The sequence below is a fragment of the Enterococcus sp. 6D12_DIV0197 genome (assembly GCF_002174385.1).
GTDB classification, from domain to species: domain Bacteria; phylum Bacillota; class Bacilli; order Lactobacillales; family Enterococcaceae; genus Enterococcus_D; species Enterococcus_D casseliflavus.
The window spans coordinates 811443-823117 of the sequence record NZ_NIBN01000001.1; the positions used below are offsets into that span (position 1 = coordinate 811443).

Annotated in this window: 11 protein-coding genes; 8 read left to right on the forward strand and 3 right to left on the reverse strand. The window is 46.7% G+C overall.

What is annotated here, in order from left to right; translation table 11 throughout:
• The 7 genes from A5867_RS03905 (at position 1) to A5867_RS03940 (ending at position 7320) form a co-directional block, all read left to right on the forward strand.
• A complete protein-coding gene (locus A5867_RS03905) occupies positions 1 to 825 on the forward strand; it encodes a WxL domain-containing protein (protein ID WP_087626911.1) in 825 nt (274 codons plus the stop codon).
• A gap of 23 nt (positions 826 to 848) precedes the next feature.
• A complete protein-coding gene (locus tag A5867_RS03910; protein ID WP_087626912.1) occupies positions 849 to 1781 on the forward strand; it encodes a WxL domain-containing protein in 933 nt (310 codons plus the stop codon).
• Positions 1782 to 1865: 84 nt separating this feature from the next.
• Entirely contained in the window at positions 1866 to 2930 is a 1065-nt protein-coding gene (locus A5867_RS03915; RefSeq protein WP_087626913.1) for a DUF916 and DUF3324 domain-containing protein, read from the forward strand.
• Between the two features lie 365 nt (positions 2931 to 3295).
• Positions 3296 to 4714, forward strand: coding sequence for an HTH domain-containing protein (locus A5867_RS03925; RefSeq protein ID WP_087626914.1), 1419 nt, complete (start codon positions 3296 to 3298; stop codon positions 4712 to 4714).
• A 76-nt stretch (positions 4715 to 4790) separates the two neighbouring features.
• The gene (lepB, locus tag A5867_RS03930; RefSeq protein WP_087626915.1) at positions 4791 to 5270 is read left to right on the forward strand and encodes a signal peptidase I; all 480 of its coding nucleotides are present in this window, start codon (positions 4791 to 4793) and stop codon (positions 5268 to 5270) included.
• Positions 5271 to 5344: 74 nt separating this feature from the next.
• Positions 5345 to 6109 carry a hypothetical protein gene (locus tag A5867_RS03935; RefSeq protein WP_087626916.1) on the forward strand — a complete coding sequence of 255 codons (765 nt, stop codon included), beginning with the start codon at positions 5345 to 5347 and terminating at the stop codon, positions 6107 to 6109.
• Between the two features lie 47 nt (positions 6110 to 6156).
• Positions 6157 to 7320 carry a hypothetical protein gene (locus tag A5867_RS03940; protein ID WP_087626917.1) on the forward strand — a complete coding sequence of 388 codons (1164 nt, stop codon included), beginning with the start codon at positions 6157 to 6159 and terminating at the stop codon, positions 7318 to 7320.
• A gap of 54 nt (positions 7321 to 7374) precedes the next feature.
• Here A5867_RS03940 and A5867_RS03945 read toward each other — a convergent pair whose 3' ends face one another.
• Positions 7375 to 7824 carry a MerR family transcriptional regulator gene (locus A5867_RS03945; protein WP_015509014.1) on the reverse strand — a complete coding sequence of 150 codons (450 nt, stop codon included), beginning with the start codon at positions 7822 to 7824 and terminating at the stop codon, positions 7375 to 7377.
• Positions 7825 to 7913: 89 nt separating this feature from the next.
• Here A5867_RS03945 and A5867_RS03950 point away from each other — a divergent pair, with 89 nt between their 5' ends.
• The gene (locus A5867_RS03950; RefSeq protein WP_240935748.1) at positions 7914 to 8963 is read left to right on the forward strand and encodes an alcohol dehydrogenase catalytic domain-containing protein; all 1050 of its coding nucleotides are present in this window, start codon (positions 7914 to 7916) and stop codon (positions 8961 to 8963) included.
• 130 nt (positions 8964 to 9093) lie between these two features.
• On the opposite strand, the gene A5867_RS03955 is transcribed toward A5867_RS03950, so the two are convergent.
• Both A5867_RS03955 and A5867_RS03960 read right to left on the reverse strand, forming a co-directional pair.
• A complete protein-coding gene (locus A5867_RS03955) occupies positions 9094 to 10257 on the reverse strand; it encodes an NADP-dependent malic enzyme (protein WP_015509016.1) in 1164 nt (387 codons plus the stop codon).
• A 30-nt stretch (positions 10258 to 10287) separates the two neighbouring features.
• Entirely contained in the window at positions 10288 to 11616 is a 1329-nt protein-coding gene (locus tag A5867_RS03960) for a 2-hydroxycarboxylate transporter family protein (RefSeq protein ID WP_015509017.1), read from the reverse strand.
• Positions 11617 to 11675 lie beyond the last annotated feature (59 nt).

The following is an 11675-nucleotide window of genomic DNA, read 5'->3' on the forward strand; positions in this document are numbered from 1 at the left end:
ATGAGATTTTTGCGATTTGCAACGAGTACCATACTTGCCGCAACCCTTTTGATTGGCGGGTTCCAAGGGACCGCCGCTGAAGTAAGAGTCGCTGAAACCGATGGTCAAGTCAGCTTTGTGCCCAATGACCGAGACCCGACGGAAGTCATCCCACCTGATCCAGGACCAGAAGGACCGGATGTGGAGATCCCGCCGATCGGACCAGACGGACAAACAGGGCCATTGACGATCGCTTATGCGCCGACTTTGGATTTTGGTACCCAAGAAATCTCCAACCGCGATGCCGTCTATTCGATGGTGGCAGAAAAACAACAACTAGCCGATACCCAAGGGGAAGAAAACAAAGTGCCCTATGTTTCCTTCGCCCAAGTACAAGATACCCGTGGGTCAAATGCTGGCTGGCGTTTGACGGTGGCATTGAGTGCGTTTGAGTCTGGGACGCAGCACAATGAACTGCGAGGGGCGCAAATCTTCTTTGCCTCACGCGAAGTCGAGTACCTCAGTTTTAATCAAGAGAATGCACCGAGTGCCCATGAAGCGGGCTTACGTTTGGATGCCAATGGGGCGGCACAAGCTGTTCTGACCGCCGATGCGGGCAAAGGGGCAGGCACTTCATCCGTTGTTTGGGGCGATCAAGATGAGCTGAATGCACAGTTCCATGACCAAGCGCCGGTGGTTCGCAATGAGGCGATCCAGTTGTTCATTCCGGGAGCCACCGCCAAAGATGAAGCCCTCTATGTGGCGACATTGACATGGCAATTGAGCACCACCACCCCCCAATCAGGAGAAACAGTTCCAACGGCGCAAGCCGATGAAAAAAACTAATTTAAAAGAAAGAAGGAATAAAAATGAAATGGATTCGCTTAGCAACAGTCGCTGCACTGACCTCTACGATCTTCGCAGGTGGCGTACAAGTAGTAGCAGATGAGGAAGAAAATAATGAACCAAGAACACCACTTTTTGAGGTCGAGACACCAAATGAGATTAACTTTGTCGAAGGGGATGATGACGTTGATGACGTTGAAAATCCACTTGAATACCCACCAGTTATCATTGATCCGCTTCCAGTAAAAGGTCCATTAACGATCGTTTATGTGCCAGAAATGTTTGATTTTGGTCAACAAGCCATTACATCATCTTCAGCTGAATATTCTGTGATTGCTGAAATGCAAAAAGTAGATGAAGAGCATCCTCTTGCAATTGATAATAGCCTTACAGGCGAAGTTCCTTACGTTTCCTTCGCCCAAGTCAGTGATACACGAGGAAACAGTGCGGCAGATTGGACGTTAAGTCTTGCTTTAACAGATTTTGTCGGTAAAGATACAGGCGATATCCTTTATGGCGCCCAGCTTCACTTCATTGATCCGCAGATCAAACACAATGATGGTACTGGGCCTGCTGACGAAGCGCCTGTAGCACCAGTAACTGAAACTGATGGCGATCGTGTGATTTTAAATGCTAATACGGATTTAGAATCGAGCATTCCAGTCATGACCGCAGGAGCCAATCAAGGACAAGGACGTTCCTCTGTCTTCTGGGGAGACCAAGACAAAATGATGGAGCAGTTTAATGATGATGATTTTAACGACACGATTCTGAATGATCGTATTCAGCTGCATCTTCCATCAGCTGCGACTCCACAAAAAGACACCTATACAGCAACCTTGACTTGGTTACTATCTACCACAGTTGGTGTAGATGGTGAAAATGGCGGCGGTGAAGATGGTGGCGATGAAAATGGCGGCGGTGAAGAGGACAACGATTCAAATCAAGAAGACTAATCTTCAAAGCAACGCAACAATAATGTGAAACAACTGGCAGGAGTAGACCGTTATTCCTGCCTTTTTTTGGAAGGAGAACCAACAGTGATCGAACAACCAACAAACCAACGCTGGCTGCGGCTTTTGACTGCAATGATCGTGCTTTGCTCATTGATTACTTTGCCGACACCAGTACGAGCAAATGATGACATAGAATCAGAGTTGAATTTTTTTGTCACCCCGATTTTCCCTGATAGCCAGATCGAAGGCGGTGCTAGCGGCTATTTTGATCTGAATTTAGGCGCAGGGGAACAAGAGGAATTGCAGTTACGCATCCAAAATACATCGGAAGAAACCATCGACGTCGAAGTATCGGCTCATACTGCCTTCACCAACGTCAACGGAGTAGTAGAATACGGTCGTGATGCCGAATATCCTGACCCGACATTGCCTGCCTCGATTGCCGAATTGATTGAAACACCTGGGGTCATCACCTTAGAAGCCCAAGAAGAACAGATCCTTACCCTTCCTCTGACGATGCCTGAGGAAGAATTTGAAGGGGTACTGGCAGGATCGATCCGAGTAGAAGAGGTCCGCGATGCAGCGGCAGCGGAGGCGGAAACAGAAGGAATCGGGATTCGTAATGAGTTTGCCTTTATTTTAGGAGTCGTCGTAAGCAATAACCGCTCGTCAACGGATCCGGGACTTGAATTGCTGGAAGTTTTTGCCAGTCAAGTCAATTATCGGAACGTGATCAGTGCCAAGATTCAAAATTACACCCCGACTTTCGTCAACCACATAGAAATTGATGCCGAGGTTCGTGCCAGCGGCAGCGACACCGTCTTGTATGAAACGCAGCGCACAAGCATGCAGATGGCACCAAATTCCCATATGGATTTTCCGATCCCTCTAAACGGCGAGCGTTTCCGTCCAGGAGACTATGTCCTGACTATGACGGCCCGTTCACAAGGAGAGGAATGGCATTGGGAAGAACCCTTTACGATTGCGGCTGCTGATGCCCGTCGTTTGAATGAGGAAGACGTGACATTGGAACCAGAAACAAATTGGTGGCTGATTGGCGGAATCGCCGCACTTGTTTTGTTGCTGATCATCGTTGTTGTTTTAATCATTAACAAGAAAAAAAAGGCTAAGGAAAACAGTGAGCAATAGAAGAAAAGACACAGAAAAACGAGCGATCACATAAGATAGAAAGGTTTTGTATTTCCTTGTCTTGCTTAGCTGGAGATGTTTCCTTCATGGAGAAAAGGCAAGCGGAAGCTGCAGTTCCATTACGCTTTTTAGTCGTTCTTAAAAAATCAGACAAGCAGACAGCAATACCCGAGCTTTGCTACTAGCGATCATCGATCTACTGGTGAGAGGAACAGTAAAAGCAAAAGGAGGCAACGTTGTTCCGATGGAATCCGTTGATACCATTATGTGAGCGCAGAAAAACGAGGTTTTAATAAGAATCAAGCAGAAGCTGCTGGAAATCGCCTGCAGCTTCTCTTCTTTCGGATGTATGGGGAGGTGAAACGATGAGAAACAAGCCGTCTTTATTGATGAACAGTTTATTTTCAATGACGCGCAAACGGCAACTGACGATTTTACGGCAGTTGGAATGTTACGGACATTTAAGTGGGCAACAGCTGGCACAAGCTTGCGGCGCTTCACGGCGGACGATTATTTCAGACATTGAGGAACTACGCCAATTGTTTGGGGCTTCGACGATCCTCGCATCTGCCAGCAATGGCTATGAATTGGTGATCCAAGAATTGGCGGAGTATCAGGAAAAAAAGCGAGCATTGCTGGCGGATGACCCAAATCTGTTGTTTCTGCATTTCTTGTGTCAGCAAGAAACGGGGATACCTGAAAAACTGGCTGCCATCACAGGGTTAGGCAATCAAACCTTTTTGAAACAATGCCGCCAGCTTCAGACCTTGTTCGCTGCTTATGAGCTGACTTTGAATAAAAAGCAGTGGTGCCTAGAGGGGGCAGAAGGAAATATACGGTATTTCTATAAAGCCTTTTATTTTGAGGAAGAGGAACAGCCTCACCAACTCTTTGAGCAGCTGGCTGAGACGTTGACACTGCGGTATCGTCCCTCCTTGCCGATCGATCCAGTGGTTTCGCTGCAGTGGACGAAGGTCTTTCTTTTGCGGGCGCAACAAGGTGGGCGCTTGGAGGAAAATTGGGAAATGGCTGACTTTTGTCGGTTGTTTCTTGAAAAAACGGGCTTTGTCATCGAAGGCTTGGAGGTCTGCAGGTCCTTGTCGCAGCAAGAACGGTGTGTCCTACTATTCCTGATGATGGCGGATGAAGGGGTACTTTCGTTTTTATTGAAACATCCGTGGGTCGAAGAAACGGTGCCCTTTGATCCAATCGATAGTTTGCGAGAGACGTTTCCTAAGCAAGCAGAGACATTGAGAGAAGATCGCGTATTCGTGCAAGTGACGTTAGCAGTCATGTTATTGGATCGACTCTTCCATGTGCCTCCTCCTTTACAGCGGGATCGTCAAAAGCCAGCAGTGTCTGGTATTGGAAAGTCTACGGCACTTTCTAGCGCTGCTTCTCACTATTTGGTGACATTGGGGGAGACGTATTTAAACAAGCAGCAGTTAAAAAACAAACAGCTGATGGTCACCTATCATTTGAGTGGAAATGAGAAAATCAAAGGCTGGATCAAGCAACGTCTGAGGGATTGGCTGGTTGCACAAGGAGTAGATGTCGTCGTCGAGGCTACGAGTGAGCTGTCGATTTTCACCGCCCGCCAGGTGTTGGTCACTGATCAACCGCTCTTTTTGTTAGAATTGGAACAGCCCATCTATCGGTTGGAACGACCGATTGAGCCAAATTCCATCGAACGCCTCGGCAAGGCAATTTTAGCCGATTTTCTTGGTTCATGTGAAGGCTCGATTCCTAGTGAAGAGCTTCCAGCAGCGTCTGCCCTTCGCTAAAAGCGGTAGAGTCAACGGTATAATCAGTCAAAGGCTACGTACGACGTAAAATTATGGTAGAGGAGCAACAGGTATCATGGGTCGATTCCAAAAGCAATGGGCACTTCGTGTGTTGGGAATAAGTTGTCTGCTACTGCTGCTGTTCTTTTTCTTTTCAAACTACAAAATTGCTCGGGTCAGCGGTGAGTCGATGGTCCCCATCATTCAAAACAACGAGTTAGTCCTTATTCAAAAGAATCAGCTGCCCCATCGCTATGATCTCGTGGCTTTTGAGCATGAAGGGCGGCTGATCGTAAAACGAGTGATCGGGGTTCCTGGCGATTCTTATGCTCGCAGTGGCAATCGCTTGCTATTGGGTGCCTCGGGTTCCTATTATGATTTTTCCTATACTTTTACGCTGACGCAAGAAACGGCGAGGGAACTGCCAATCGGAGGCATCTTGCAACCAGGTGAGTATTTCGTCGTCGGGGATGCCATCATGCACTCGATCGATAGTCGTGAATTTGGCATGGTGACGAGCGAGGCGCTTCGTGGGATCGTCTTGAATTTATTTTAAGGGTTCAACGAGGTCAGTCAGCGTGTCGGATTGAAAATCGAGGCTTATTTAGAGACCGAAAGCTGGAAAGGGGGATGTCCGTGAAGATGGTTTATGGCAGTATACTGTTGCTTTGTTTTGTGGCGATCGGGGTACTTGCTCAACGGGGATACCTCGAAATCTTTGTTCGAAGGCTTGAGCGGCAAACAAACATGACGGAGTTGGAAAAAAGAAAACTGGCTTTTTTTAAGCATAAGATTCGTAATGAACATTCGTTAGCGTTGCTGATGGTCAGTGGTCTGTTTCTTTTAAGTCTGCTGCTTTTTACCTTTCCCCATTTTTCCTTACAGACGCAAGTTCGTAGGATTGAAAAGGAAAGCCAGCAGCTGAAACAGGAAATCTTGCATTTACAAAAAGAACAGATGGAAGGGATGCAACAACCGTTATCGGTGTACCCGTCTGCGGGGCTCCCTTTTGAAAGCCTTGCCTGGCAGACGCTGCTGATGGCGGATGATCGAGAAGCGCGATTTCAGCTAGAAGAAGAATTTGGGACACAAGTGACGCCCTTTTTAGGACCGACCGTCGTATTGATCCATATTAACCAACCGCTGCAAGAAATCACTTTAACGAGTGCCAGTCATTTGCGCTCAGTTGACGATTTTTCCACTTGGGAGGCCAACTTGGAACGAATCATCGATGATCTATCACAGGCACAAGGCGTGCAACGGTGCCATTTCGTTTTACAAGTAGCAGATGCGCCCGATACGTCATTTGAACAAACGATCGTCCGTGATGCCCAGGGACAGTGGCAAGTACTCAGCCGAAAAGAGCTTGCTCAAGCTTCAGACACGGGCGCTTAGAAAGAAACAATCAAAAGAGTTATTGATGAAAGGGAGGGATTCATGGGATGAGTAAGAAGAAGGGGCGTGGGTGGTTTTCTGCTCAGACGCTATTCGATGAAATGAACCAAGTATCATTGAAAGAATTAAAAGGATTTGAAGAAACGTATGAGAAAGAAAACGGATCTGCTGAGGCAGCTGTTGTCAGTGGACCAGTCAAAGAAACGATCACCGATACCTCAAAAAAGAAGACTACGAGTAACGATCAAGGGCTAACGGATACCAGTAGTAAACCCCAAAAAGGCAAAAAGCAGGGGCAACGAAGCGGGCAGACGCTGGTACCGTCTCCTTCAGCACAAGCAGGGCTAGAGGAACGATCAGCGCCAGAAGGATCGCCTAAGCACTCTGCGCAATCCTGGTCGTCAGAAACTGGCATGCCCCATCCGACAAGCAGTAAAGGGAAGAAAAAGCGTAAAAGCACCAAAAAGCGCAATGACACCGTCAATGCGCCCTTACAGGGCTACCAAGAAAAACGCTCTTTTGAAGAGTTTAGCGCAGAAGCCAACAGGGGGCAGTTGGAGCTGGCGCCTGAGCTACCAGCAGATATGAGCTTTGAACAAACCCATCAAGAGTTAGCATTGGCACGTACGAGAATCACCGAACTTGAAAAACGGCTCCATGCAGAAGCCTTGCAGCGCTCACAATCGGATATCCAGCAAGTGAAAGAAAAAGCGATTTTTGAACGCTTGGATTGGGCGAGAGAAAAACAATGGTATGAAAGCAAAGCCCAAGAACAAAAACAGCTGTTGCTCCAAAAAGAAGAGGTCATCACTAATTTGGCGAACCAACTCGCTGAAAAAGAAGCACAGCTGGAGGAGCAGGCTCGAGGTGTTCAGGAAGAAGAAGCCGCTGCGCTTCGCAAAACAGTCAATGAGCTGCAAAAAGAAAACCAAGAGTTACAAAAAGAAAATCAGCAGTTTCAAGCGGAAATGCGGGATATTTTGCTATTTGCTAGAAAGAAAGCAGATCGGACGCTTGAAGAAGCGCAGGTTGAAGCAGAGCGGATGATCTACAACGCTGAAATGCGCTTGAATATCGCTCATCGGACGGCAAAAGAGATCCTTGATGAAGTGAGCGATACGAAAGAAAACATGAATACCCTCTTTGATTATTTGTATGAACAAGTCTATTCACTAGCAGACAAGCAAGTATTTGAAAAATATCCAGAGTAGGTTTGCTTCGGGCCACTAGAAGCAGACAGATAGTCCTGTGAACGATACATAACGTTAGCGATCTTCGCTTTGCGCGGTGAGCGCTTGAAACTTCTCTTTGTTTCTCAAAGACATTTTGATTGGGAAATGGATTTGTTCTGTACCGGCTGCGATCGCTGATTCATAATACCAGCACTTATGGTCGATCAACGCCATCGATTGCTGCAAAGCGTCTATCTGCGCTTGCAGCGCTTTTTTTTGTTCAAGAAACATTTTATGGCGTTCTTGCAGCGAGTCATCACCAAGGCGTGTCAATTGTGCATAATCTTTGATCTCTTTAATGGTCATGCCTGTTTCCTTCAGACATTCGATCAATTCCAGCATCTCAATTTCGGTATCTGAAAACAAACGGTAGCCAGATTCTTTGCGCGCTAACGTCGGCAAAAGGCCTTCTTTGTCGTAATAGCGGATGGTTGACGTAGGGATATTTAAAGCTTTCGCAACTTGGGATATTGTATAGGTCATTTTTTCCACTCCTTAACATTGACTTTGAAGTTAACTTTAATGTTAGTATGACAGTAAGCAAAGGAAAAAGCAATGAGGAGGAAACAGAAATGACAGAAAAAACCATGAAAGCTGCTGTATTAAAAGGACCAGAAACAATCGAGGTCAAACAAGTCCCTGTGCCGAAAGTGGAAGAAGGACTGATCGAGATCCAAGTTTCAGCGTGCGGCGTCTGCGGCAGTGACGTGCATATGTGGCAAGCAGGGAAAGGTTGGGGCAAAACAGGGGAGTCCGATTTTATCATGGGTCACGAGTTTTGCGGTGTCGTGACGGATGCAGGCGATAGTTCCTTTAAAATCGGCGATCGTGTTGCTTTTTGGGCCAATCTTTATTGTGGGAAATGTGATATGTGCCAAAAAGGGCAAGAGCATTTGTGTCGGGAAGTAAATGGCACCAATTATATCGGCTTTGTCTGCAATGGCGCCTATGCCGAACGGTTTGTCGGAAAAGCGTCCAATGCTTATAAATTGCCAGATACAGTTTCAGATACAGCGGCTAGCTTGATTGATCCTTTGATGGTTGCCTATCATGCTGTCCGTAAATCCAACATCAAGTTAAATGACAAAGTCTTGGTTTCTGGAAGTGGGATCATCGGGCAATTGATTGGCGAATTGGCAAAAAAAGCTGGGGCTTCTTATGTGGCGATGTCCAAAATCAACGATACAAAAATAGAGAAAGCCAAGGAATTGGGAATCTTTGACGATTACTTTGACGCCAAGGATCCAAACCGTGGGGAAGTATTGAAAGACGCGTCTGCTGGTGGGTTCGATTTGATTTTTGAAGCAGTCGGTTCCAGCAGTTCCTTAGCGACGTGCATTGAGGCTGCTCGTCCTGGTGCAACGATCGTGGCGATCGGAAATTCCGTTGCTCCCGAAATTCCTTTTTCATTAAATCGGTTGGTCTTGCAAGAAATCAAGCTCATCGGCAGCGTTTCATGCACCCGCCAAGAGTTTGAAGAAACGATCGACTTGATTGCTAGTGGCATGATCGATCCCACAAAATATATCACGGAAGAATACCCATTAGAAAAACTGCAAGAGGCGCTAGAACGCCAAACGTTAGAAGATGATCCATTGGTCAAAGCGGTTGTGACGTTTTAACGCTACCTGCGGCACAGAAGTGAAGAACTTCTGTGCTTTTCGTTTGTAAAAAAGCATCTGGAATAAAAACACAAGCCCCCTCTCAATGTTGATTTGTTGAGAGGGGGCCACTCTTCATTTTATGGCGTAACTATTTTTTCCCAGCATTCTTCACGCTTTCTGCCACGACTTTAGCAACATCAGGCTGAAACGCATCTGGAATGATAGTGGTCGGAGTCAATGCTGATTCGGGGATCAAACTAGCGATCCCTTGTGCTGCTGCGATCTGCATCTCGATCGTGATGTCTCTTGCTCGAGCGTCTAATGCGCCTCGGAAGATTCCTGGAAAGGCCAAGACATTATTGATCTGGTTAGGGAAATCACTGCGACCAGTACCGACGATAAAGGCGCCAGCTGCCAGTGCTTCATCAGGAAAAATCTCTGGCGTTGGATTCGCCATCGCAAAAATCACTGGTTTTTCTGCCATCGTTTTGATCCATTCAGGGTGCAGCACACCAGGAGCGGAAACGCCTACGAAGACATCTGCTCCTTTAAGGGCATCTTCTAGTGTTCCTGTTAGCTGTTGACGATTGGTGACTTTGGCGATTTCTGCGTGATGGGGCGCAAGTTCATGGTTCGTTTCTGAAAGGATCCCTGCTTTGTCGACGACCGTGATGTGTTTGATGCCAGCAGCCAGAAATTTTCGGGTAATGGCAAGGCCAGCAGAACCACCGCCGTTGATCACGATTTTGACCTCTTCAAAGGATTTGTCGATCAGCTTCAGGCTATTGATCAAAGCGGCTAAAACGACGATGGCAGTCCCGTGTTGGTCATCGTGGAACACGGGGATCGGTAATTCCTCAATCAAGCGTCGTTCGATCTCAAAGCAGCGAGGGGCGCTGATATCTTCTAGATTGATCCCACCAAAGGTTGGTGCGATCGCTTTGATCGTTTGAATGATTTCTTCGGTGTCTTGCGTGTCTAGGACGATCGGGATAGAGTCGATCCCAGCAAAGCGTTGGAACAAGGCCGCTTTGCCTTCCATGACCGGCATAGCGGCTTTGGCACCAATGTTGCCCAAACCTAAAACTGCCGAGCCATCGCTGATCACGGCGACGGTATTTTTCTTCGTGGTCAAGGTGTAGGCGAGTTCTTCGTTTTCCGCAATCGCCGATGAAACAGCTGCGACCCCTGGAGTGTAAGCGATACTTAAATCTTCTTTTGAGTCAATAGTGACTTTAGAAACAACAGCTAATTTCCCCCCATTTTCCTCGGCTTGTTTCATAGCTGCTTCTTTGACATTGATCGTTGACATTCTTCATTTCTCCCTTCCGATTTCAAACAATTAAAATAATAGTCGTAACAGTGCGGTCATTGAGATAACCGTGATCGCGCCACCCAAACGTGTAGCTACTTGGGCAAATGGCATCAAATTCATGCGGTCGGCGGTACTTAAAATCGCGACATCGCCGGTTCCACCCATTCCGCTTTGGCAAGCAGAAACGATGGCCGCTTCGATGGGGTACATATTCATAAAGCGAGAAACGACAAAGCCCGTGGCGATCACGGTGAAAACAACGCTGATAACGACTAAAAAGTACTGCCAGGTCAGCATGCCGACGACATCCTTCAAAGGAATATAAAGCAGTCCTAATCCTGCCATGAGTGGAAATGTAAAGTTACCCGAGATGAATTTGTAAAGCTGTTTCGATCCTTTTTGGGTTTCTTTTGGTACGACATTCAAATATTTCAAGAAAGCGGCTGCTACGATCATGAGTACAGGTCCAGGGAACCCAGTGACGTGTTCCAACAGACCGCCTAGAATAAAGAGCGTACAAGCGGTCAGCACACCTGCGCCCATCAATTTGACATCGATTGGCGATTGATCTTCAATCAACGCATCTTTCAAATCATCCCCATCACTCATTTTAACGAGTTGGCCTTTTCCTGAAAGCCGCGGTTTTTGTTCCCCTAAGCGAGTCAACAAGCCAGTACAAACGATCGCGAAAAAGTTGCCGATGATGGTGGCTGGAATCAACTGCCCGACTAATTGCTCGCTACCTAAACCAGTGATGGCACTATAGCCTAAGGAAAGCGGCAAGATTCCTTCCCCAATACCGCCAGCTAAAACAGGAGTCACAATAAAGAACAAAGTGTGTTTCCAATCTAGCCCTAACAGGACACCGACAAGCGTACCTACGCCCATCGCTAAGACCATGCCTAACATCATAGGAATGATCATTCGCATCAACCCTTGGACTAAGATTTTGCGATTCATCCCTAAAATACTGCCGCAAACCAGACAGGCGATATAGAAATAAAGAAAGTTCGCTTGCTTCATTAAGATATTGGTTGATTCCAATACGTTTTGATTGATGAGATTAAAAAAGACCAGGATTGACGGAATCAACAAAGAAAAAATAGCGGGACCACCGAAATTCTTAATGATAGGGATGTTGGCACCAATCGTTCCTAATAACCAGCCTAAACTTAGGATAACTGCGAAGCCACCCAGCATATTGACAGGCAGTTGCTGCAGAAAAGCAGTGATCAAGATAATGGCAGACATTACCAGATAGACGGGCAAGGGAACGGAACCAACATAGAAAGACCACCACTTTGCTTTGGTTTGCGTTTTTTCAACAACGGGTTGTTTTGCGACGACTTGTTTCATTCAAATACCTCCTTTGGATGTCTCTAGTATAAGGAAGCGCTCACAAACAAAGAAGATTA